This window comes from Psychrobacillus sp. FSL K6-1464 (genome assembly GCF_038003145.1).
In the GTDB taxonomy this organism is placed as follows: Bacteria; Bacillota; Bacilli; order Bacillales_A; family Planococcaceae; genus Psychrobacillus; species Psychrobacillus psychrotolerans.
Genome location: NZ_JBBOOP010000001.1, coordinates 3,132,941 through 3,155,730 on the forward strand (window position 1 = coordinate 3,132,941; position 22,790 = coordinate 3,155,730).

Here is a 22,790-nt window from a genome sequence, read left to right on the forward strand (position 1 = left end):
GTAAGTGTGGGGTCTTTCAGTTAGCTTCTAGCAAGAACAAAAGCGCAAGCGCCTAGGTAAGACCCGACAAGCGCTGGAAGAATAGCAATAAAGACGCTCTTTGCCTTTATTGCTATTCTGAAGCGACTCGAGGGGCTAGACGCGGCGACACCAGCTATATAGCTTGAGCTGAAACCAAGCCCACGGAAAGCTGCCGCCGGAAGTGAAAATCAGTAGTATAATTTTTTCTTAAAGGTTCAGTAAATCCAGATTTCTCGCTACATACACTTTCTCATCTGTTAAAAAAAAGACCATTTCGCAACTTGTGCAAAATGATCTTTCACTTATTGAACTAACCGTACGATTTTCTCAACTGCTTGTTCTCCAGCTGCTGTCCATTTATTTTGGTTTTCAATTTGACCATCCTTATCAACTGGAGGTTGGAATTGATTGAAACCTGTAGAAGTGAGCAGTGAATTCTCCTCATCATCTAAACCTATATTAACAACATGCTTGATCACATAAGGAGTTTGAAACTTAATCTGTGCGTCGTAATTATCTAACTCCCCTTCCACCACTTCAAATGGAAGTCGCAAGTAAATGGTTTCGCCTTCATTTCGCCATAATACATTGTCAAAACTGCCTTTATGGTAGTCCCAATTTCCACCTATCGTATACCCGAGGCTATCTATTCTACTTCTTAAATCACCAAAACCGATTTCTTTTCCTTCTAACTCTGTTTGTAATTGTAGCATGAAAAATTCACTCCTCATTCGAATCTTTCTATTATCATTACCAACAATCGCTAGAAAAATACTAGCCTCTCATTAATCGGTCTACTAACTTTTTGAAGAAACCATCCTCAATTTCCATGTCCTCTATCTTTTCCACTATTACATCAGAAAGTAATTCATAGCAAGCTTCCCCAAAATGAAGTCCATCATTCTTCTCTCCAACTAATAACTCCTTATAGTTTGGCTTTGAGTATACAATTTGAAAAAAATCGATAAAATAACTGTTTGTCTCTTCTGCCACCTCTTGAACGACCTGAGCATATTGTTTTAAACGTTCATTCGTTCGGTTGCGCTGAAGGGATTCATCAACGGGAGCTGGGCTTATTAATATAGTCTTTTCTGGACCAATCTGCTTTGTAAACAATGAAATATTACGCTTAAACGTATCTATATCTACCAACTTATCAGTTGCCGAATCATTTGCTCCAAATAATACAGTCACTACATCTGGACGCTTAGATAACACATCTTTGTTAAAACGAAACATCGCTTGCTCCGTTGTATTTCCGGATACTCCTGCATTGATAAATTTATAATTAGGCATTTTTGAAGACATTTTATGAGTTAGTATGGGCGATGGATACCCTTCTTTTCTGGCAGTGATACTATCACCAAAACAAATTACTTCCAACATATAACAAAACTCCTTTTAAAAATATGTAATATACTTGAAACACATTATACGTTTATAATTACCCAAAAACGGATAAACAAACATAGATATTATGTGTTGGAGGAAGTTTTATGGCTAACAAGCGATTAACATGGGTCGATGTGACAAAAGGATTCTTAATGATATTAGTTGTAATCGGACATTATCCAGGTGAATTGGATTTTCCGTTTATCACATATATATATTGGTTTCATATGCCGGCCTTTTTCTTATTAAGTGGATTATTTTTCAAAGAATTAAAAGAGGAACAAGATACAAAAGTCTCTATCAAAAAAAGGTTTCTACAGCTGATGGTACCTTATTTCTTTTTCCTATTAGCCATTACAACTGTTCGATATGGAATGGAGCTTGCAGGAGGTAACTTCGACTTATCCTGGTACATACAAGATTTATGGAAATTAGTTATTGCGGGTCGTTTTGCACGTGGTGCTTATGGAGTTTTCTGGTTCGTCACCACATTGTTCTTTACATATTTATTGTTCACATTGATGACAAAGTATTTAAATCGATTCAAACAAATAGTATTACTTATCGTATTTTACATCGTCGCACATTTAGAAAGTATTTTTGCAATGCAATATATTAGTGGAGCTCCAGATAAAGCTTCACAAACAATTCCAATGCTTTGGAACTTGGATGTCGTCTTAATGGCAATCGTCTATTTTTCTCTTGGCTATTATGCTAAATCTATTTGGATGAACATTACTAAAACGTGGTTTATCGGAGCTCTAATCGTGGCAATAACTGCCATAGTTACTGATAAACTTGGGGTTATTGATTATCACTTAAGTATGAAATTCCTTCGCTATGAACATTTACTACTAGACTTAGTGATACCCATTGCGTTCATAATCGTTATTCTTGGTCTGTTCCAAAGAATTACTACTATTCTTTCGTTAGACTGGTTGGCAAAAATTGAAAAACATTCAATTACTATTATGTATTTGCATATTTTCACTGATATTATCCTGAACGACTATTTCCAATACGGCATTATTGGTTTTACAACACTCGGATTAATCATACCGATCATAGCATCTATTATTATTCAAAAAATGATTCCATACGGAAGGTTCTTATTAGGAGATATTCGAGCAAAGAAACCCATTCAAATTTAATAGAAGCCCTACCAGAGAAATAATTGCTCTGGTAGGGCTTTTATTGTCGGAGAATTTATGTGAAAAATCATGCATCTGTGACATCATTAGATAGAGATTCGAATAACGACACAACAATAAAATAGAACATTAGTTCTTTTTTGTGTTATAATAAGTTGGCAATTACATAGTAGGGTAGGCGGCTGGTCACTTTTCCGTTAGGAGGTGTTGCCATGACAACATACCAGATGATGAGTTTGTTGATCCAGCTTAGTGCTGTACTGATAGCAACCTTTTCCATTGTAGTGACCATTATCATTTTCTTTGTAAAAAAGAAATAACCGTCCCCTGAGCTAAAGGTTTGACGGTTATTTTCGACCTTGGACCAACCGCTCTTTCCGCGGTCTGTAATTGCTGACTGGATATTCGCGTATCCAGTCTTTATAGTCTCTGTTTCTATATCCATTATATACAGAAGGAGTAGCGCATTCAACCTATATGAGCATTACCAACTTTTGACTTAGTGGAAAACGATCGTCTTATTGCCTTCTACGATAACACGATTTTCTAAATGCCATTTCACAGCTTTTGTTAATACTCGTCGCTCGATATTACGACCAATTTTCTTTAACTGAACTACGTCATCCCGATGATCTACTCGCTCCACATCTTGTTCGATAATTGGACCTTCATCTAAATTGTTTGTTACATAATGAGAAGTAGCCCCAATCAGCTTTACTCCGCGTTCGTATGCCCGCTCATATGGACCAGCACCGATAAACGCTGGTAGAAATGAATGATGTATATTAATAATCCGATTTTCAAAATGCTCTACAAACTCTGGTGTTAATATTTGCATATAACGAGCCAGGATGAGTAAATCTACTTTGTACTGCTCCATTAAACGAACCTGTTCAGCTTCCACTTGTTTTCGAATTTCTTTGTTTGCTGGTATATAATAATATGGAATGCCTAGAGCCTCGACAAATGGTCGGGCGTCTTCATGATTACTAATGACTACAACTATATCTGTATCCAAATCTCCGTTTTGCCATTCCCATAAAAGCTCCATTAAACAGTGTGGTTCCTTAGAAACAAAAATTGCAGAACGTGTACGCTCACGTAAATAATTAAAACTATATTCCATATTATGCACTGCAGCAATTTGTTCGAAATCCTTTTCCATTTGTGCACACTTTCCAACTAAACCTTCACAATGATATGCAATTCGTATAAAAAATGTACCGTTCACTGGATCACTGGAATATTGGCTAGACTCAATAATATTTGAATTATGTGTGTGTAAAAATGTTGATAGCACTGACACGATTCCTGGTTTATCAGGGCATTTTACTAGCAATCGTCCACGATTTTCAAAATGACTGTTTTGATGTTGTAAGTTACTTTTTGCTTTCATGTTAATAGACATAGAAACAGCTCCCATTATATAAATATTAATTTTCTTATTATGCTACATTCTATCTGTCTTCTCAACCCTTTAGTAAATTAAATGATTAAAGGGGGGTACAATCGATGTTAAACATAGAATTTTACGCAAAGAGGGTGTGTACATGCATCAGAAACTGACAAAAACACTATTTAAATTGTTTACAGGTGAATTGACCGCAACAATTATGTTTGGAGGTGTATGGCTACTGTTTTTACGTATGTATGAATGGGCAAATCCATACTTAACTTCTTTTCCCCCTTTATATGCATTTCTATTCCTAGAATTTCTATTATTACAAGGAAGTTATTATTGGTATTTAAAATGGAGACAAGCTAAGCATAGGGATTTCACTATATTGCCCGATTATCATCTGAAATTTTTTCGGATTCTAAAGCGAGTGAATCTTTTTCTTATAGGAGCTGGCTTTGTTCTATTGATATATGAATCGATAAATCATTCTAAAGCCTACTATTGGACCCTCTTTTTATATTTGTTTGCGCTAGCAGAGTATATAAATTATTACTATATTCGCTTGTCTTATCAATCTGTGGATGAGATGAAGGACTTTCTGCGACACAGAAAGTTACGTAGATCTAAATTGGCAGAAGAACTAAAACAATTAAAGGCTATCTCCCAATAACAGGGAGATAGCCTCTCTTGGCAAACTATTTTACAATGCTTTTTAAAATATTGTCGATAATTTGTTCATTAGCAATTGTTCCAGTGTATAACCAACTTTCGTCTGGGGAAAATTCATATACATTTCCAGCTTTTACAGCAGGAACACTGTTCCATAATGCTTCACTTAAAGCAGTAGAACCACTTGTTGTATCACTATTAATCAAGAATAAATGCTCTGCATCTAACTCAACCAGTTTTTCTAAAGATATTTCACTCCAGTTACCAGTTGCACTTGCTGAAATTTCTTTTACTACTGCAGGTGTCTTCAATCCTAAATCACCATACATTACCGCACCACTAGATAAGTTTTCTCCTACTACGAAGAATTTCCCACCTACTAGCCATACAGCAGCTACTGAAGGATTTCCTACCTCGGCTTCTATCGTTGCTTTTGCTTCTGCCGCTTTTGCATCATAATCTTCCAGTGCTTTTTGAGCTTCTGCTTCTTTACCGAATACTTCCCCTACACGCTTTAGTTCGTCGCGCCAATCGTTGTTGACTTCTGTTCCAATTACGTATGTTGGAGCAATTTTACTGTATTGTTCGTATTTACCGCCTTCTACCATGCTTGCTGAATCCATGATGATCAAGTCAGGTGCGTATTCTTGAACTGCTTCGAATGGTAGGTCATAAGGAATCATTGGAACGTCTTTTAAATCGTCCTGTAAATATCCCTGTATGCTTGCTCCATCATTTACACTCCATTGTGCAACAGGAGTTATTCCTAATGCGACTAAATTATCTTCTAAGTATGAAGCTAGTACACGTTCTGGGTTAACAGGCACTACTACTTCATTGCCCATCGCATCTGTCAATGTACGTGTATCGCTTTCCTGTGCGTCCGTTGCTTGTTCTTCTGCTTTATCTGTTGTGGACTGCTCTTTAGAATCTTCATCCCCACAAGCCGCTAATGCTAAAGCTAAAGCACCTGCTCCTACTAATTGTATCCATTTATTTTTACCTAGTATATTTTTCATGTTAATCTCCCTTTTGGTATGATATAATAGAATCATTGATAATGATTCTCGATTTCAATTAGAATACAAATTCTTTCATTTGTCAATATTTATTTTTTCTTAAAATGGGGATAATGATACATATGAATACTAAAACAACATTAGATTATAAAAATCCTTACACTAGCTCTGCTGTCATTATCATTGGCATCATACTACTTGCCCTTAGTGTGGTCGTATCTATAAATTTTGGGGCATCCTCCACCTTAAGCTATCAGGACGTATGGAGTGCTATTTTTCACTTTGATCCAACTAATTCTTCCCATGTTATCATTCGTGAACTTCGACTTCCCCGAGCAATAGCCGCTATTTCTGTTGGAGCTGCTTTAGCAGTATCTGGTGCAATCATGCAAGGGATGACAAGAAATCCATTGGCTTCCCCATCCATAATGGGGGTTACTTCAGGGTCATCTTTTTTAATAGCCATTGCGCTAGCTGTGTTACCAGGTATAAGTTACTTAGGCTTAATGATGTTCTCATTCGTTGGAGCGGGGCTCGGTGCAGCTTTAGTATTTGGAATCTCTGCTATGGCGAAGGGTGGAGTTACTCCGGTAAAATTAGCGCTAGTCGGCTCAGCCATTACTTCCTTACTTAGTTCCCTATCCACAGCTATTGGTATTAAATTCAATGTATCAAAGGATATCAGCTACTGGTATGCTGGCGGCGTATCGAGTATTCAGCCGCAACATATTTTATTTGCTATTCCATTTATCATCGTCGGACTTATATTAGCGTTAATCTTGTCGCGCTCTATCTCTGTGCTAAGTTTAGGAGAAGATGTCGCAAAAGGACTCGGTCAACGAACCGGTTATGTACAATTGTTAGGAACAATTGCTGTACTTCTATTAACGGGAGCTGCAGTATCCATTGCTGGGATGATTGGTTTTGTAGGTCTGGTAATTCCTCATATCACTAGATTTCTAGTTGGAGTAGATTATCGGTGGATTATTCCATGTTCCGCTATTTTAGGCGGTATATTATTGATCACTGCAGATATCGTTGGACGCAGTGTAAATCCTCCCTTTGAGACACCTGTTAGTGCTATTACTGCCTTGATCGGTGTGCCGTTCTTTCTCTACCTAGCACGTAAAGAGGGGAGAGGATTATGATGCCAAACACTTTAGCTAAAAATGAAGCCAAATATAAGTTTCTTATGATCACTACATTTATTTTAATCATTATGGCTATTCTTATAAGTATTAATGCAGGATATATGAAAATACCGATTGCCGATGTTATTGCTACATTGTTTGGTAATGGTACTCCTCAAAATGAACTTACTATATTTGAATTCCGCTTACCTCGAATATTCATGGCCTTACTGGTAGGTTTAGGAATTTCTATATCTGGTGCAATTTTGCAAGGAATTTCTGGAAACCCACTAGCTGATCCCGGTATTCTAGGCATCAATGCTGGTGCAGGTTTTACCATCGTGCTTTATATGTTCTTTTTTCAAGGAACTGTCTTTATAACTGGTTGGCTCTCTATTTTCATCATGCCATTTGCAGCACTAATCGGAGGATTTATAGCAGCATTCCTCATCTATATAATTTCCTGGAAAAATGGTCGTGTAACTCCTATACGGCTAATACTTGTAGGAATCGGGATTAATGCTGCATTTGGAGCAGGTCTAACTATTTTCCAAATGAAAATGGAGCCGATTGACTTTATGAAAGCGATAGTTTGGCTTTCTGGTAGTATTTGGGGAACAAATTGGACATTTGTTTGGATGATTGCACTTTGGTTAGTTGTCCTAATCCCAATTGTTCTTTATAAATCTCGAGTCTTAGATGTATTAAAGTTAGGAGACTCTATTGCAATAGGTGTCGGGGCCAATATTGAAAAAGAAAGACGCTTCCTTCTGTTCATTTCCGTAGCGATTGCGGCGGTTTGTGTATCAGTTGGAGGAGGAATTACTTTTCTCGGTCTAATCGCTCCACATATGGCACGCCGTTTAGTAGGTGCTTCTCATGCCAAGTCACTACCCCTAGCTGCTTTGCTAGGAGCACTGTTACTTTTACTCGCAGACACCCTTGGCCGAGTCATATTAGCACCAATGGAACTCCCAGTCGGATTGGTTATCTCCGTTCTTGGTGCTCCTTACTTTATCTACTTACTTATAAAAGCGAATTAAATATGTATTACTAAAAAAACAGATCAGCATAAGTCGCTGATCTGTTTTTTGGGATTTAATTGATAACTCTAAGTTTTACTTCTTTGACTCCCCAAGCGATAGCATTATCATGAGAAGGGATAAAAACATCAATTTTATTGCCTTTAATAGCTCCCCCTGTGTCACCAGCTATTGCTTCTCCATAACCCTCTACCCACACTCTTGTACCTAATGGGATTACCCGAGGATCTACTGCTATTACTTTTTGATTGGGGTTAGCTCGCAAATCGATTCCATATGCGGTCGTCCCTGAGCACCCTGCGCAATACGCTGTGTAAGCCGTGGCGGTAACCGTCATCTCTGCTCCATAACTTTCCGGCTCTTCTTTGGAAGAAGATACGGTTACTTTTGGTTCTTCCACCGTATTAGTTGGTGGGGAACTTCTAGCTACAGTTGTTGAAGCAGCCGCTACCTTCTTAATAGTTTCAGGAATACCAGTGTTGCTTACAGTTAATACATCGCCAGGTAAGATTAGTTCCCCTTCGATATTATTCCATTCCATCAGAGATTCCAATGAAATACTATGCTCTAGAGCAATCCTAAATAGATTATCCCCTTTTTCTACCGTATATGTCTTAGGTTCCAGTAGAAAATCATAAGCTAGTTCGATATTTAGTGCATCATCAAAAAAAGAAAAATCCGCGACGCTATCTGAATTGTATATATCAAATTCTTCTCCATCACTAGTGGCGACTAGAAATGGATCAGCAGCGTACGTTACTGAGCTCATCGAAAAAGTAGCTACTAAAATCATTAACAACGTTTTTGCTTTCAATACTTTATCCTCCTTACAAGCAATCTTTCAATCACTTTTAAATTTGATTAAGTATTGCCCAAAAACTTTCAAAAACAAACATTCTAACAAAATAAAAAGAAACCATCCTCCCAAACATATAAAATCTGTTTGGAAAAATGGTGTTATATACACATAGTTTACATCTAAATTACTCCAGGATTTTCAATATTATTTCCTGTCTTCCCCACTCAATTGCTCCATCATAAGTAGGAATGAACACATCAATTCGATTACCTTTTATAGCACCACCAGTATCCCCAGCAATTGCTTCTCCGTATCCTTCTACCCACACTTTAGTGCCAAGCGGAATAACTGTAGGGTCCACTGCAATCACTTTCTCTTCTGGATTAGATCTTAGATCGATACCGTAAGCAGTTATGCCGATGCAGCCATAGCAATAGGCTGTATAGGCTGTTGCCTCCACTATCATCTCTAGTCCTGGTCCGTCTGGCGGAATAGTACTTGGGTGCTTCACTAGCTCCGCATCCTTACTTAGTATTAACTGGTCTTTTGGATAAATCACATGATCAGACAATCCATTCCACTCCATTAGTAAGTCAATGGGAACATTATAAGCTTCCGCAATATCATACAGATTATCTCCTTCTACAACTGTATGAATAGTTGGATCTGGAAGACTTTCTTCTACGATAGGTGTATCCTCTACCTTTGTATTTGGTAAATCTAGTTGGTTTATCAATGGTTCTGAAGCACTTGCTGTAGATAAAGTTATACTTATAAATATTAGTGTAAATATTATAATTCTATTTTTCAATGTTATACCTCCGATGTACTTTTCAATAATCCCTTTTATGTATTGCCCTAAAAAAGAGAGATACAAACATTTCTGTATATAAGTGCAATAGGTAGCTTTCCAAAGCGCACATTATAGAGGTCTCTTAAAATCTGAAGTTGTCGACTGTTTTAATATGCATCAAAACAATTATTTTATGTAAGGATTTATATGGAAATAAGTATTTTAAATACATCGAATCATTATTTGTAACGCAAAAAAGAAGCTACCAAAGAGGATTGGCAGCTTCTTACTTTCTATTTAATTGGATATTGAACTATCATGATTTCAAGGCTTTAGATCACTTTCTTTTTTTATAACTCTACAAGTTTTCTTTTGCCTATTTTTTCTTCATACATCTTTTTGTCCGCTTCCACGAATAGAGCATCCATTTTCCCTAAAGAAGATGGACTATATGCATAACCAACCGATATTTTAACACGGTAAGGTCTACTTACACTATTAAAAAGATCAATTTTTTTTCGAAGATCCGTTAAATACTTTTCAATATGTAATAATTCAGTATTGATGAATATAACAGCAAATTCATCCCCACCTATTCTTGCTACTATCCCATTTTCAATTACTGTACTATTTAATAATTTGGCTGTTTCACGGATTAAAGAATCCCCTACTCTGTGTCCAAAATGATCATTTACTAGTTTTAGTTCATCTACATCACATATGAGAACTGCAACAGGGACATCTCTTTTCCAGTTGAAGTAATCTAACTGTGATTCAAAAAAACCTCGATTATATACATTCGTCAAAGCGTCATGGGTGACTTTGTATTCTAGTTTCTGTTGCAGTTCCACTTTTTCACTTATGTCTCTTAACACTCCTTGAATAGCAATTAGCCTTTCCTGGTCATATACAGGTGTAGCATATTCCTCAAACCAAATGTATTTACCATCCGTGTTTTTCAGTCTAGTTACGATGGGCTTACTATAATCCAGTTCGCCATTATTTTTCTTCACTAAAATATGACGATCATCCGGATGCACAAGATCACGAAAGATTATACTAGGATTTTTTATATGTTCCTGCATAGCACCCTCTCCAAAAAACTGGTCTACTACAGGACTTAAATAGCGATATTTTAAGTTTGGCTTTAACTCGCAATAGTACATAATATCTTTTAAGTTTTCTACGACTTCTAGCATTGGGATTACAGAGTCTACCTCTTGTTGTAACTTTGACCGTTTAAAGTTTAATAGAAGAATTACAATAATAAGTACTACTAATAGTACACTCAATATCCACATCCAAAAATTCCCTTCACATCTATCATAGTTATAATTGCATATAAAGTAGTTAAATTAACTCATGTCTTTTTTCCTGTTACTTTGACAATTTTACTATTTATAAGCCCTTAAAACAATGGGTGAAAGGTTATTTTTATATCGATTTGGAACCTAATATATTTACCCATATATGTCTAAATACCCTCACATAATTTATTATCCTTATAAAAAAAGAAATATCCGCTACCTCTAATTGGATAGAACGATTATTTCTCAGTTGAAAAGAACTTAAGACTTACACTAAGGTTCACTCATAAATGCAAGGAAACTGCACCTAATAACCCCGCTTTGTTACCGAGTGTTGCCTTTACAATTTCTATGTCGGAATAGCTTTCCATTACTAGTTCCTTCACTTTACTGTTTACCAATGATACTAATTTATCCTGTTCCATAACTCCACCGCCTAATATAATTACAGGCGGATTGAATATGTGGGTCAATGAAACTAAACCATATGCTACATCGATTATCCATGCATTCAGAATCTTCTCCAGTTCTGTATTACCTCTTTCAAGCCCTTCAAATATTGCTCGACCGTTCGCATACTTATGATCGACTTGAAGTGCTTTTTCAACTAAGGCTGTCGTGGAACCATACACTTCATAACAGCCTAAAAAGCCACAAGTACATTTCCTTCCACCTGGATATAGAATGATATGTCCAAACTCAGCTGCTGAGCCATTAAATCCTCTATAGATACTAGAATTATATACAATAGCACCACCTATACCAGTTCCATAGGTTAAACATAAAAAGTCAGTATACCTTTTACCAGCACCAAACTTTTTTTCCCCTAACGCTGCAGCATTCACATCATTTTCTACAGCAACTGGGACATTAAAAGTCAACTCAAAAATATCCTTTAACCTCATACCAGTAAAATTAGGAATGTTATCATTTGCATAGGTGATAGAGCCTTCTTTACTATTAACCTGCCCAGCAGTACTAATGCCAATAGCTTGAAAGTCTACATAATTCATTTTGACTAACTGAATTATTCTTTCTATTAAATGTTTCCCTCCCATTTTAGCTTGAGATTCGAACTCTTGAAAATTTACTATATTTCCTTTTTCATCAGAGATACCAAGTTTAATAGATGTTCCACCAATATCGATAGCTAATATATTCATCGGCTTCACCCTTCTAGATCGAACTTTACGGCTTTTACAAATCTTTTCGTAATATCCATCGGTCTCGTAATGGCAGTTCCCACTACCGCTGAATATGCACCTAATTCGAATACTTCCTTTAGTTCCTCAGGTGTCCAAATTCCACCCTCTGCAATGATTGGAATTGGAAAATCTCTAACTAGGTTTGCAATCAGCTCCCCATCTGGTAATTTAGTACCTTGAGTATATGTTGTATAACCACTAAGTGTAGTACCTAAGCAATCAAAACCTAATTCATATGCTTGTTTTGCTTCATCATAAGTGGAACAATCAGCCATAAACAATTGGTTCCTATATTGTTCACGAATAGCTGGAAAAACTTCGCTAATTACTCTACCATCAGGTCTAATCCTATTAGTTGCATCAATCGCAATAATTTCGACGCCTTCCTGATAGAGTAAATCTATTTCTTTACGTGTAGGTGTGATGAAAACATTCGATTCATCATAGACCTGTTTAATAATTCCAATGATCGGCAGGTTAACTGCTTTTTTAATCTCTCTAATATCATCAATGCTATTCGCTCTAATCCCCTTTGCGCCACCCAACATTGCAGCATAAGCCATTCTTGCCATAATGTAAGGGCTATGCAATGGTTCTTCAGGCAAAGCCTGGCAAGAAACGATGAGTTCACGCTCGATGGATTTTAATATTTCCTCTTTACGTTTCATCTATATTCATCTCCATACTTAAGCCATTTGATATTTTTCGATTGCCTCATCAATCATCCTTTTAATACCTTCTGCTTTTCCTAAATCTTCTCCATGTAGTGCCTCTAATGGACCTCGGACACTTCCAATATTTATGCCTCTTATTTTTAAAATCTCTTTTATAACGGAATACATCGAACCATTCAATGAACAAAGTGCAATAATAATATCGTTAATATCATGTTGGATTTCTCTAGCATTTGAGAAGTTACCTGTTGCAATAAATTCCTCTGCTTTTAAGAATAACTCCGGCATTACTCCATACGTTCCACCAATTCCTCCATCTGCCCCTATTAATCTACCAGACACATATTGTTCATCTGGTCCATTAAAAACGATAAATTCCTCATGGGCTGCTGCTTTAAATCGCTCAATATCCATCACTGGCATAGAAGAATTCTTAACGCCGATTAGCTTATCATTTTTTAATAGCCTTTTCAGTAACGAAACAGAAAGGTTATAGCCCGTCGTTTGAGGAATGTTGTAAATGATAAATGGCAATTCCGTTGAATTCATAATTTCCAACCAGTATTTTTCAATCGCACTTTCAGGTAGTTGAAAATAGATCGGGGGAATAGCAGATAACGCGTCATAGCCTAATTCCTCCGCATACTTGGCTAATTCCACACTTTCCTTAGTAGATGGTGCTCCGACATGTGCGATGAGCGTCAATTTCCCTTGCAGGCTTTCCGCAACATACTTGAGTGTTGCCTTTCTTTCGGCAAGAGATTGATATATACACTCGCCCGAACTTCCCCCCACATAGAGACCCTTGATCCCTTTTTCATATAAATACTGACTTAATTTTATTATTCTCTCTTGTGATATTTCCCCTGCATCATCATAGCAAGCATAAAAAGCAGGTATGATTCCCTTAAATTTGTTTAGCAATATAATCCCCACCTTTTTACTTGATAGAACCCATTGTAATTCCTTGTGTGAATGATTTTTGGAAAAGCATGAAGATGATGATCATAGGAACAGAAGCTAATGCAGCACCGGCCATCATTACACCGTAATCTGTTTTGTATTCACCCTGCATGGTTGCAATACCTAATGGCAGAGTCATCATATCCGTGGAACGCGTAATAACAAGTTGGCTAAAATAATCATTCCAACTTAACATGAAGGTGAAAATGGCCAAAGCACCGATTGCTGGTTTAAGCATTGGCAACACGATATGGAAAAATGAACGAATCTCACCACAGCCATCTATTTTTGCAGCTTCTAGGAGTTCATTTGGTATTGTTTGTGAGAACTGCTTCATCAAGAAAACTCCAAATGGCCAGCCAATTGCGGGAATGATTAGTCCTTTATATGTATCTACCCACCCCAAATCTGCCAGCATCGTAAACAGCGGAACTAAAATAACCTGTTTAGGTAGCGCCATTGCAGCGATAAGTGCGATAAAGATAAGCTTACGACCAGGAAATACCTTTTTTGCTAGTACAAAACCTGCTGTTGCACTTACAAAACATACGGCAATCATCTCTGCACTTGCTATGAAGAAACTATTAAATGTCCAACGCCAAACTGGATTGTTAAATAATATTACCCAGTTATCCAGTATAGGATTTAACGGAAACCATTCTGGTGGAATTGTGATTGCTACAACTTGAGATTTAAACGCGCCAGTAACAATCCAGTAAAGTGGGAACAAAAAGAATAATCCAGAGAGGACTAATATAATTGTGGATATTATTTTAAATGCGCTTAAGTCGCGAAACCATTTTGGACGTCCACGCCCATCTTTTTCTTTCTTCATTTTTACCGGAGATATTGCTTTCAAGATGTTTCCTCCTTTTAATACTCCACGTCATTCCCTAAGTATTTAAATTGAATGATTGAAATTATGCCAATGATAATGGCTAGAATTACCCCCATAGCTGAGGCTATACCAAAGTTACCTAAAAGAAATGCTTGTTGGTAAACACCATACATGACCGTCGAGGTACTATGAATTGGTCCGCCGGAAGTAAGTAATTGTATAAGTGCAAAACACTGAAACGAATTTATAGTAGTGATGACAATTACATACAAGCTTGTTGGCATTAGTAATGGCCAAATAATTTTGCGGAAAATTTGTCCTGGGCTTGCACGGTCAATTTGAGCAGCTTCTATATAACTGGCAGGAATATTACCTAAAGAAGCAACATATAAAATGATCGGCTGACCGACAGATGTTGTGATTAATATGACTGTTATGGCCATTAATGCTGTTTTTGGATCTCCAAGCCAGGATATTGGCTCCATTCCGAAAAAATTAGTTATATAGTTTAGCAGTCCAAAGTTTGGATGGTAGATCCACCCCCATACGACGGTCACACTTACAACAGAAGTAACCGCTGGCAGATAAAAGATGCCTCTACAAAATGACCGGATAAACTCACTTTTCTTGTAAATCGCCATTGCGACGAAAATAGAGAAGCCGATAACTATAGGAACTGCAACAGCAACTAATACAATCGTATTTATGAGTGACTTATGGAAAGTTTCATCATGATACAACGTTACATAGTTTTCCCATCCAATGAATTCAAAGCTTGTAATGCTATAGTCGAAGAAACTCATATATATCCCTCTTAACATAGGATATACAACAAAAATGAGGAAAAATGTTAACGCTGGTAACAAGAACAAATAACTCATCAACCAATCGTGCAATTTGTGTTTGTTTGGCTTACGAATAGTTGCTAACAATTTACTACCACCTCAATCTAATTCTTTTTTTAGATAAGTATATAAATATGGAGGATGAACACTGAGTTCATGGAATTTTAAAAAATGAATAATACTACTGATTTCAGAGGCTAAGAGCGCCACCTCGTGTGGCAACGCCTTTGTGACCACATCCTGTTGGCCTCCGCGGGCGATGGCAAGCATCCTTTTGACTAATTTTTCTTTTTAGAAAGGAGCAAGACATCAATGATGCTGCTCCTTTTCCATCTATTCATACTGCTGTGTAATATCGGTAATACTATTTTGCAGATTTTGCTTTTTCAATCGTTGCATTCGCTTTTTCCGCAAACTCATCTAATGCTTCTTTCGGTGTTTTCGTTTCAAGAATTGCTTCTTGCAGCGCAGGGAACCAGAAAGTACGGATTTCAGCATAACCATCTGCAGTAGTTGGAGGATCTGTTATAAATTTACGTGCTAACTCTGAGTAGTCATATTCAGACCCTTCGTATATCCCCGTTACGGAGTTACGCGCTGACAATCCTCCAGTTTGAATAAGGTTCTTTTCGCCCCATTCTGGATCATTCACGATAAAGTCGATTAATTTCTTAGAAGCCTCTACCTTTTTGTCATCTTCATTGTTGAATACAGCTAACCCTCCAAGAAACGGCTCAAGCTTTGGATCTGAACCATCTGGAGTTGGATAAGGTAATAATACATCTTCAAAGTCTTCTGTTTTATTTGGAGCAAATAGTGATTTTAGTACAGCAGAATAGTTAATAGCAAATGCCATTTTCCCTTGCAGGAACAAATCATTATGATCTCCTGCTTCAAGTGAAGCTGCACCCGGTGCTACTAATCCATCTCTAGAAGCTTGCACAACCCACTCAAGACCTTTTACACCAGCAGCTGAATTAATCGCTACTTCGCTATAATCCTCATTTAAAAATCTACTTCCACCTAAGTTCGTAATGTAACCTCGTGTTCCTTGATCACCTGCAACACTCTTTGCATAAAACCCAGAAGGTATAATATCTGGCGCTTTTTCTTTCACTGCATTTAGAGCTTTTTCATATTCTTCGACAGTCCAAGTACGATCTGGTCGATCTAAAGGCAATAAATCAAGTTCTCCAATTTCCTCAAACAATGTTTTATTTACCGCCATCATGAATGGTCCTGTATTGAATGGGTACATGAATACTTCCTCCCCAACCATCGATAGCTTTAACAAAGCTGGAGAAATATCACTCATTACCTCTTCTGGCATCATGTCATTTAACGGTGCAAGTAAATCTTTTTTTCCCCAGTCAATAATTCTTCCAGGAGCATCGTAAATTACGTCTGGCGCTGTATTTGTAGCAATAGCCACGTTAAGCTTTTCCGGACCACCTTCAAAAGTTAGCATTTCTAAATTCACTTTAATATCAGGATTTTTCTCCTGGAAAGCTGCTATAATTCCTTCTTCATACTTCCCTACTTCTCCATCTAAAGCCTGGAAGTTGGGAAAATTCCACCATGTTATTTCTACTGATTTTGCGTCACTAGAAGCTGGAACTTTTGTAGAATCATCTTTTTCTTTTTCACTAGCATCCTCACTACAAGCTGCCAAGAACATTGATACAACAAATGCAATTGCGATAAACAAAATGAACCTTCTCTTTGAACCTTGCATAGTATCCCCCCTATTATGAATCTTGAAATATTGGTAAGCGCTTTCATTACCTGTTTTTATCATAGAGTTATAGAGCTCTATCTACAATCCCTCTTATTTTACATTCATACTCCCATTCTGACATATACACTCTAAACATATAAAATTATCTGAATGCTCATATAATTACCTATTGGGAAATTCTACTTTATCATGTACACTAGGAAAAAATGGCATAGAAAAATGTCTAAACGTGTTCTATAACAACAACTACTATTAAATCATTTTGGGGGAATATGATGTACAAATTAATGATAGTTGAAGATGAACCTGTCATACGTTCTGGCTTAAAGCAATATTTTGATTGGAAGGAATTAGGGGTTGAAACCATTGTGGAAGCAGAGAATGGCAAAGATGGAGTAGATACAGCTTTAATCGAATTACCTCACCTAATCATTACAGATATTCGAATGCCCGTAATGGATGGACTTGAAATGATAGGTCATCTACGACCAAAGTTACCTGACGCTATCTTCATTATTTTAACTGGGCATAGCGAATTTGAATATGCACAAAAAGCTATTCACTACGGCGGGGTACACGATTATTTACTCAAACCATTACAGTATGACAAGAGTTTTTCAGTTATTGTGGAATGCATAGAAAAAATCCGTAAGAAGCAATTAGGATCCCTAGAAACTATAGAGAGCACGCAAAATATACTGGATTCCTCTCTCATTTTGAATAGAATGGAAACGCTTTCTCAAGAGGATCTCCAACTGTTCAAAAAAATTGAATCCTATATAAAAAAGCATATTAACCAAGAGTTAACACTCAATATGGTTGCGGATCATTTCTTTTATAATCCATCGTATTTAAGTCGGTTATTTAAAACAAAACTAAATATGAACTATATGACCTTTGTAAGCGAAATCAGAATTCGCTATGCGCTAGAATGTCTAAAAGAATCCAAATACTCCATCAATGACGTGTCACTTATGTGTGGCTATAAAAGCTATAAACACTTCGTTAAATTATTTAAAAGTATTTCGCAAATGACACCTACGGAATACCGAAAACAATTAAGGATATAACATGATGAAACAACTAAAACGACTCTTTCAAATATGTCAGTTTAAACATGTTAACTATCAAATTTTCAGTCTAATGATTATAACAATTACCATACCGTTGCTAATTTTATCCGTTATTATATATATCTTCTCTATACAATCAGCAAAAAGTGAATATCAAAATAGTTCGAACCTGATTCTCAATAATTTATCATTTAATTTCGATCAATATTTGCGGAGTGTGGAAATTGGAGCTTTAACAGCTCATATGGATAGTAATCTTCAAAATGCATTAGAAAATTGGGGGAAAACGGACTCCGACAAGGACTATGTTCAAAGTCTAGAATACGAAAATGCCATTGAACATTTCATCAGCAGTATTGAAATGACCATTGATAATGTAGACAGTGTACAAATCTTTTTAGACAATCGTGTATTTTACTCGAGCTTTAAAAGAGCTGTTTACGATGTTAGTAACCTTTCAAGCGAGGAATGGTATAAACAAACGGTGGCCCAAAAAGGAAAAAGAGTATTATTTGGAACCCACCAACCCTTTCATCGCCCTAACTCTAGTGAATCTGTTATTTCTATCGCAAGGGTCATTAACAAAAGTGGTACTAGGAATCCTTTAGGTGTTCTACTAATCGATATCCGTTTAGATTCACTCCGCAATATCTTAAACCTATCAGAGAATAGCAATCGAAACTTCGTTATTATGGATGACGTTGGCAATATTATTTATGCTTCTGATTTAAATCAGGTTAACTCTAACAAAAAATTTAAAACACCTATTCAGCAAGCAATATCAGATACTCAAACAGATAACGGAAGCTTCTATGCCGAAGTAAATGAAGTTAACTCTTTCTTTAACTATGTTACTTCTCCATACTCCGGATGGACAGTTATACAATATATTGAGGAACAAGAAATGACGAAGCATGCAGATATCCTTCGTCAGGTTATTTTATGGTTAGCACTCTTCTCCATAGCTATGGCTATGTTGTTTATGGTGATCTTATATTCACGTGTGACTAAACCTATTATCTTTTTAAGTAAGCAAGTAAAAAAAATTGGAAGTGGACAATTCAATGTTAACTTAACTAGTGAACGTCAAGATGAATTCGGTGTTTTATATCAAGGGATTAGTAAAATGACTACTAACTTAAAAGGTTATATAGAACGAGCCTCTTATCTCAAAGCCCAACAACAACTAGCACATTACCGCGCGCTAAAAAGTCAGGTCAATCCACACTTTTTAGCAAACGCCCTCGAATCAATTCAAATGAAGGCGGTCATCAACAAACAACGAGATATTGCAGAAATGATTGGACTCCTGGGACAGTTATTCCGCATCACTATACAAAGTGGAAAAGAAACTATCACATTGGAAGAAGAACTCACACATATTCGCTTATATATACAAGTGCAGCAAATGCGATTTGGGGACAAAATACAGTATATCGAAAACTTAGCACCACATAGTAATTCCATACACATTGTACATTTTTCCCTACAGCCCCTAGTGGAGAATGCAATTATTCATGGTTTAGAACCGATGCTTGGACAAGGCACGCTAGAACTTTCTTCTACCTTTTCAGGCAAAGACCTACTTATTAAGATTCAAGATAACGGAGTAGGTATTAATCCAGAAAAAGTTCAGCAATTGCGAGATTATCTAGAAGAATCATCTAACACGTTAACCGAAGAACATATCGGACTTAAAAATGTACACGATCAAATCCGATATTATTTCGGCAACAAATATGGAATCACTATTGATAGTGTGTTAGGAGAAGGCACTACTTTAACAGTTCGAATTCCAGCCCTTTCATAATAAGAAAACTCAGGACATTTCGGAAGAGCTTGGACAAATGTTTTCTATATTATTAACGAGTAAATGAATAGTGGTATTGGTTGGACATAATACACAGCCAGTATCACTTTTTTTCGTTATTCCTGTGGTTTAAATTGAACTAAAATGACAGGTTAGTTGAATTACTAGAAATAGATATCTGGAATATTATGTTAGAATATATCAAAGAACTTTGAAAGGAATGACTCTTTTAATGGATATAAGAAGACCTAGTGATTGCGAACTTAAAGAGGTTCTTTTACTTTCTCCACAAGCCGTATTTGACGGCACATTGGGTGAAGTAAAACCTACAATTGAAAAAGTAAAAAGTCTTATGGAACCACTATTAGAAAAGGGGAGCTATTATTTAATAGCAACAGAGAACGGTAAAATAATTGGGTGGATTCTTTTAGGGGAGAGTAAAGACCAATTTACTGATAAGATGAATGGATTTATTTATGAGTTATTTGTTAAAGAAGAATTTAGAGGGAATGGAGTTTCCAAACTGTTAATGAGAACAGCCATTGACCAGCTAAGATTAAATGGATACTCTGAAGTTCGTCTTAGTGCATTTGCAGGAAATCAAGCTATTAAACTTTATGAAAGCATAGGATTTAAGTTAAGAACAGTTTCTATGAGTTTACCATTATAAGCTTGGAAATTTTCACACGAAGCCTTAGTAAAATAGGACAACACAATAAGTGAGTGGTGAATATATCCTAACTCCTTATTGTGCATTTTAAATAAACCACTAGCTTTAAGGATCAACAGCTATATTTGTCGCGAAGACGTATTATATATAGCAGCGAGCCAAATTCTTTGACTTACTTTTAGTAACCTCCTATACTAACAAAGGACTAAAGTTGAAAAAATGACACAATATAAAGAGTCTGCTACTTATATTGTGTCACTTTTAACAACTAGCAGTCACACACACTTATAATGGAAATCACAAATTTCCACTAACTAGAACTTTGGAGGGAACACATCATGAAATTAGTAGCAATTGTAGGAAGTATCCGAGAAGATTCATTCAATTTGAAACTAGCAAAACATCTACAAACACGCTATGCGGAGAAGTTTGAGCTAGAGATCTTAGATTTAAAACCGATTCCAATGTATAACCAAGATATCGAGTTAGATGCACCACAGGAAGTATTAGACTTTAAAGCAAAAGTAAAAGCAGCCGACGCTGTTCTTTGGATAACACCCGAATATAACTCTACGATTCCAGGTGTTTTAGGAAACGCTATTGACTGGATGAGTCGTGTAGATAAAGTTATGACAGGAAAACCATCTATGATTATGGGTGCTTCTATGGGTGCTATGGGTACGGTAAAAGCACAAATGCATTTACGTGATATTCTATTCGCAAGTGGTTTAAATTCACCTTTACTACCGATGAACGAAGTATACGTTGGAGCAGCACATACTAAATTCAATGACAATGGTGAATTAACAGACCAAGCAACAGTTGAGTTTATTGATACAGTAATTGCCAACTTCCAAGAATGGATGAAAAATTACTTATAATACTGAAAAACACCTCTTCATCGAAGAGGTGTTTTCTATTTCCTACATTTAGTGATTGGTTCCCTGTGTAGCAAACAAACATGAAAGTTCAAACATTCACGTTTGTTCAAACTAACGCGAATGTTTCTTACACAGGGACGAAATTCAAGGGTTTGCGCTTTTCTATGCCCAGTATTCTATTTAAAGAGATTAATAGTTGTTATAATAATTGGCATACCGAAAACATCTATTAAGAATGCTCCTACAATCGGTACGATTAGGAATGCTTTCCGTGATGGACCAAATTTCGATACTACTGCAGACATATTAGCCATTGCGTTAGGCGTTGCACCTAGACCATGTCCAAGGAAACCCGATACCATAATTGCTGCATCGTAGTTTTTTCCAAGCAAACGGAAAAGGACGAACACAGCGAATAGTACGATGAAGATTACTTGTACTAAAACGATGATAAATAACGGTAACGCTAAGTCTGCAATTTCCCATAGCTTTATGCTCATCAATGCCATTGATAGGAAAATACCAAGGGAAATATCACCGATTAAATTTATTTCTCTCATATTGATTAGTTCAGGCTTGATGCGATCCACCACATTACGAACGATTACTGCTATGAACATAGCACCTACATAACCAGGTAAAACAAATCCTGTTATAGTAGAGAACCATTCGCCTACATATGTACCGACAGCCATACAGAAAGTGATTAAGAAAACTTGCATCATGAATGATTTGTCTGTAATCGGATGTTGTGATTTTTCAACGTATGCTTCTGTTTCTTCAGAAGATGGTTTTAAGTCAAATCTACGGATTAAGTAGCCGATAACAGGACCACCAACAAGTCCACCAGCTACCAGTCCACATGTAGCTGCAGCCATCCCTATTGATACTGCGGATGGTACTCCTAACCCTTCAATTGTTTCGCCAAAAGCCGCAGCCGCACCATGTCCCCCTTCCATAGATACAGCCCCTGCCATAACGCCGATCAATGGATGAAGATCCATTAATTTAGCTAAAGAAACACCAATCACATTTTGCATTAAGGCTAAGAATCCACAAGCTAACCAATAGATTACTAATAATTTTCCACCTAATTTAACAAGTTTGAAACTCGCACCAAGTCCGATAGTTGTAAAGAAGGTAATCATGAAAATAGATTGTAGTGATGTATCTAACGTAATCTCGATTAGGTCTAAACCCTTCAAGATAGTTGCTAGAATTGCGAATAGTAAGCCTCCTACAACGGGTGCTGGAATACAAAAACGATTTAAAAGGCCTACCCTTTTAACTAAAAAAGTGCCTACTAAAAATAATGTTACTGCGAGACATAATGTTGTAATTTGATTTATAGCCATATACATTCCCCTTTG

General features: G+C 36.6%; 22 protein-coding genes. 8 read left to right on the top strand and 14 right to left on the bottom strand.

Annotation, left to right across the window (positions count from 1 at the left end; all coding sequences use genetic code 11):
* Window positions 1-323: 323 nt before the first annotated feature.
* Both MKX39_RS15885 and MKX39_RS15890 read right to left on the bottom strand, forming a co-directional pair.
* On the bottom strand, window positions 324-734 hold the full coding sequence (locus MKX39_RS15885) for a YugN family protein (RefSeq protein WP_093538274.1): 411 nt from the start codon (window positions 732-734) through the stop codon (window positions 324-326).
* Window positions 735-795: 61 nt separating this feature from the next.
* Window positions 796-1,407, bottom strand: coding sequence for a GDSL-type esterase/lipase family protein (locus tag MKX39_RS15890; RefSeq protein WP_093538273.1), 612 nt, complete (start codon window positions 1,405-1,407; stop codon window positions 796-798).
* A gap of 110 nt (window positions 1,408-1,517) precedes the next feature.
* Between MKX39_RS15890 and MKX39_RS15895 the strand changes: the two genes are divergently transcribed.
* The gene (locus tag MKX39_RS15895; RefSeq protein WP_340763554.1) at window positions 1,518-2,564 is read left to right on the top strand and encodes an acyltransferase family protein; all 1,047 of its coding nucleotides are present in this window, start codon (window positions 1,518-1,520) and stop codon (window positions 2,562-2,564) included.
* Between the two features lie 499 nt (window positions 2,565-3,063).
* On the opposite strand, the gene purU is transcribed toward MKX39_RS15895, so the two are convergent.
* Complete coding sequence (purU, locus tag MKX39_RS15900; protein WP_340770382.1) at window positions 3,064-3,972, bottom strand: formyltetrahydrofolate deformylase; 909 nt, start codon at window positions 3,970-3,972, stop codon at window positions 3,064-3,066.
* 142 nt (window positions 3,973-4,114) lie between these two features.
* On the opposite strand from purU, the gene MKX39_RS15905 reads away from it, so the two are divergent.
* Complete coding sequence (locus MKX39_RS15905; protein WP_093538270.1) at window positions 4,115-4,633, top strand: hypothetical protein; 519 nt, start codon at window positions 4,115-4,117, stop codon at window positions 4,631-4,633.
* A 25-nt stretch (window positions 4,634-4,658) separates the two neighbouring features.
* On the opposite strand, the gene MKX39_RS15910 is transcribed toward MKX39_RS15905, so the two are convergent.
* Window positions 4,659-5,651, bottom strand: coding sequence for an ABC transporter substrate-binding protein (locus tag MKX39_RS15910; protein WP_093538269.1), 993 nt, complete (start codon window positions 5,649-5,651; stop codon window positions 4,659-4,661).
* Between the two features lie 113 nt (window positions 5,652-5,764).
* Here MKX39_RS15910 and MKX39_RS15915 point away from each other — a divergent pair, with 113 nt between their 5' ends.
* The gene (locus MKX39_RS15915) at window positions 5,765-6,799 is read left to right on the top strand and encodes a FecCD family ABC transporter permease (protein ID WP_445678030.1); all 1,035 of its coding nucleotides are present in this window, start codon (window positions 5,765-5,767) and stop codon (window positions 6,797-6,799) included.
* Window positions 6,796-7,824: a FecCD family ABC transporter permease gene (locus MKX39_RS15920; protein ID WP_445678031.1), complete on the top strand. Its 1,029-nt coding sequence runs from the start codon at window positions 6,796-6,798 to the stop codon at window positions 7,822-7,824. Before MKX39_RS15915 ends, MKX39_RS15920 begins: the two co-directional genes overlap by 4 nt.
* 55 nt (window positions 7,825-7,879) lie before the next feature.
* Here MKX39_RS15920 and MKX39_RS15925 read toward each other — a convergent pair whose 3' ends face one another.
* From MKX39_RS15925 to MKX39_RS15965, 9 genes are all read right to left on the bottom strand, one after another.
* Window positions 7,880-8,638 carry a 3D domain-containing protein gene (locus MKX39_RS15925; protein ID WP_281249763.1) on the bottom strand — a complete coding sequence of 253 codons (759 nt, stop codon included), beginning with the start codon at window positions 8,636-8,638 and terminating at the stop codon, window positions 7,880-7,882.
* Between the two features lie 169 nt (window positions 8,639-8,807).
* On the bottom strand, window positions 8,808-9,434 hold the full coding sequence (locus tag MKX39_RS15930; protein WP_340770392.1) for a 3D domain-containing protein: 627 nt from the start codon (window positions 9,432-9,434) through the stop codon (window positions 8,808-8,810).
* A 332-nt stretch (window positions 9,435-9,766) separates the two neighbouring features.
* A complete protein-coding gene (locus MKX39_RS15935) occupies window positions 9,767-10,717 on the bottom strand; it encodes a sensor domain-containing diguanylate cyclase (RefSeq protein ID WP_340770394.1) in 951 nt (316 codons plus the stop codon).
* Window positions 10,718-11,007: 290 nt separating this feature from the next.
* Window positions 11,008-11,886, bottom strand: coding sequence for an ROK family protein (locus tag MKX39_RS15940; RefSeq protein ID WP_340770397.1), 879 nt, complete (start codon window positions 11,884-11,886; stop codon window positions 11,008-11,010).
* Window positions 11,887-11,891: 5 nt separating this feature from the next.
* A complete protein-coding gene (locus MKX39_RS15945) occupies window positions 11,892-12,596 on the bottom strand; it encodes an N-acetylmannosamine-6-phosphate 2-epimerase (RefSeq protein WP_340770400.1) in 705 nt (234 codons plus the stop codon).
* Window positions 12,597-12,614: 18 nt separating this feature from the next.
* Window positions 12,615-13,529 (bottom strand): dihydrodipicolinate synthase family protein, encoded by a 915-nt coding sequence (locus MKX39_RS15950; RefSeq protein ID WP_445678048.1) that lies wholly within the window; start codon window positions 13,527-13,529, stop codon window positions 12,615-12,617.
* Between the two features lie 13 nt (window positions 13,530-13,542).
* The gene (locus MKX39_RS15955) at window positions 13,543-14,424 is read right to left on the bottom strand and encodes a carbohydrate ABC transporter permease (protein ID WP_340770402.1); all 882 of its coding nucleotides are present in this window, start codon (window positions 14,422-14,424) and stop codon (window positions 13,543-13,545) included.
* A gap of 14 nt (window positions 14,425-14,438) precedes the next feature.
* Complete coding sequence (locus tag MKX39_RS15960; protein WP_434092747.1) at window positions 14,439-15,335, bottom strand: carbohydrate ABC transporter permease; 897 nt, start codon at window positions 15,333-15,335, stop codon at window positions 14,439-14,441.
* 277 nt (window positions 15,336-15,612) lie between these two features.
* Window positions 15,613-16,983: an ABC transporter substrate-binding protein gene (locus MKX39_RS15965; RefSeq protein WP_340770405.1), complete on the bottom strand. Its 1,371-nt coding sequence runs from the start codon at window positions 16,981-16,983 to the stop codon at window positions 15,613-15,615.
* Window positions 16,984-17,258: 275 nt separating this feature from the next.
* On the opposite strand from MKX39_RS15965, the gene MKX39_RS15970 reads away from it, so the two are divergent.
* From MKX39_RS15970 to MKX39_RS15985, 4 genes are all read left to right on the top strand, one after another.
* The gene (locus MKX39_RS15970; protein WP_340770408.1) at window positions 17,259-18,056 is read left to right on the top strand and encodes a response regulator transcription factor; all 798 of its coding nucleotides are present in this window, start codon (window positions 17,259-17,261) and stop codon (window positions 18,054-18,056) included.
* A gap of 1 nt (window position 18,057) precedes the next feature.
* Window positions 18,058-19,869, top strand: a complete 1,812-nt coding sequence (locus tag MKX39_RS15975; protein ID WP_340770410.1) for a cache domain-containing sensor histidine kinase — start codon at window positions 18,058-18,060, stop codon at window positions 19,867-19,869.
* 232 nt (window positions 19,870-20,101) lie between these two features.
* Window positions 20,102-20,539 (top strand): GNAT family N-acetyltransferase, encoded by a 438-nt coding sequence (locus MKX39_RS15980; protein WP_340770412.1) that lies wholly within the window; start codon window positions 20,102-20,104, stop codon window positions 20,537-20,539.
* A 338-nt stretch (window positions 20,540-20,877) separates the two neighbouring features.
* Window positions 20,878-21,420 carry an NADPH-dependent FMN reductase gene (locus tag MKX39_RS15985; protein ID WP_093538259.1) on the top strand — a complete coding sequence of 181 codons (543 nt, stop codon included), beginning with the start codon at window positions 20,878-20,880 and terminating at the stop codon, window positions 21,418-21,420.
* A 176-nt stretch (window positions 21,421-21,596) separates the two neighbouring features.
* Here MKX39_RS15985 and gltS read toward each other — a convergent pair whose 3' ends face one another.
* Window positions 21,597-22,781: a sodium/glutamate symporter gene (gltS, locus tag MKX39_RS15990; RefSeq protein ID WP_340770414.1), complete on the bottom strand. Its 1,185-nt coding sequence runs from the start codon at window positions 22,779-22,781 to the stop codon at window positions 21,597-21,599.
* Window positions 22,782-22,790 lie beyond the last annotated feature (9 nt).

What these genes read in the sequence shown, in the direction of transcription:
- MKX39_RS15885 (WP_093538274.1), bottom strand. Translation starts at nt 734, where the DNA reads ATGCTACAATTACAAACAGAGTTAGAAGGAAAAGAAATCGGTTTTGGT.
- MKX39_RS15890 (WP_093538273.1), bottom strand. Translation starts at nt 1,407, where the DNA reads ATGTTGGAAGTAATTTGTTTTGGTGATAGTATCACTGCCAGAAAAGAA.
- MKX39_RS15895 (WP_340763554.1), top strand. Translation starts at nt 1,518, where the DNA reads ATGGCTAACAAGCGATTAACATGGGTCGATGTGACAAAAGGATTCTTA.
- purU (WP_340770382.1), bottom strand. Translation starts at nt 3,972, where the DNA reads ATGTCTATTAACATGAAAGCAAAAAGTAACTTACAACATCAAAACAGT.
- MKX39_RS15905 (WP_093538270.1), top strand. Translation starts at nt 4,115, where the DNA reads ATGCATCAGAAACTGACAAAAACACTATTTAAATTGTTTACAGGTGAA.
- MKX39_RS15910 (WP_093538269.1), bottom strand. Translation starts at nt 5,651, where the DNA reads ATGAAAAATATACTAGGTAAAAATAAATGGATACAATTAGTAGGAGCA.
- MKX39_RS15915 (WP_445678030.1), top strand. Translation starts at nt 5,765, where the DNA reads ATGATACATATGAATACTAAAACAACATTAGATTATAAAAATCCTTAC.
- MKX39_RS15920 (WP_445678031.1), top strand. Translation starts at nt 6,796, where the DNA reads ATGATGCCAAACACTTTAGCTAAAAATGAAGCCAAATATAAGTTTCTT.
- MKX39_RS15935 (WP_340770394.1), bottom strand. Translation starts at nt 10,717, where the DNA reads ATGTGGATATTGAGTGTACTATTAGTAGTACTTATTATTGTAATTCTT.
- MKX39_RS15940 (WP_340770397.1), bottom strand. Translation starts at nt 11,886, where the DNA reads ATGAATATATTAGCTATCGATATTGGTGGAACATCTATTAAACTTGGT.
- MKX39_RS15945 (WP_340770400.1), bottom strand. Translation starts at nt 12,596, where the DNA reads ATGAAACGTAAAGAGGAAATATTAAAATCCATCGAGCGTGAACTCATC.
- MKX39_RS15965 (WP_340770405.1), bottom strand. Translation starts at nt 16,983, where the DNA reads ATGCAAGGTTCAAAGAGAAGGTTCATTTTGTTTATCGCAATTGCATTT.
- MKX39_RS15970 (WP_340770408.1), top strand. Translation starts at nt 17,259, where the DNA reads ATGATGTACAAATTAATGATAGTTGAAGATGAACCTGTCATACGTTCT.
- MKX39_RS15975 (WP_340770410.1), top strand. Translation starts at nt 18,058, where the DNA reads ATGATGAAACAACTAAAACGACTCTTTCAAATATGTCAGTTTAAACAT.
- MKX39_RS15980 (WP_340770412.1), top strand. Translation starts at nt 20,102, where the DNA reads ATGGATATAAGAAGACCTAGTGATTGCGAACTTAAAGAGGTTCTTTTA.
- MKX39_RS15985 (WP_093538259.1), top strand. Translation starts at nt 20,878, where the DNA reads ATGAAATTAGTAGCAATTGTAGGAAGTATCCGAGAAGATTCATTCAAT.
- gltS (WP_340770414.1), bottom strand. Translation starts at nt 22,781, where the DNA reads ATGTATATGGCTATAAATCAAATTACAACATTATGTCTCGCAGTAACA.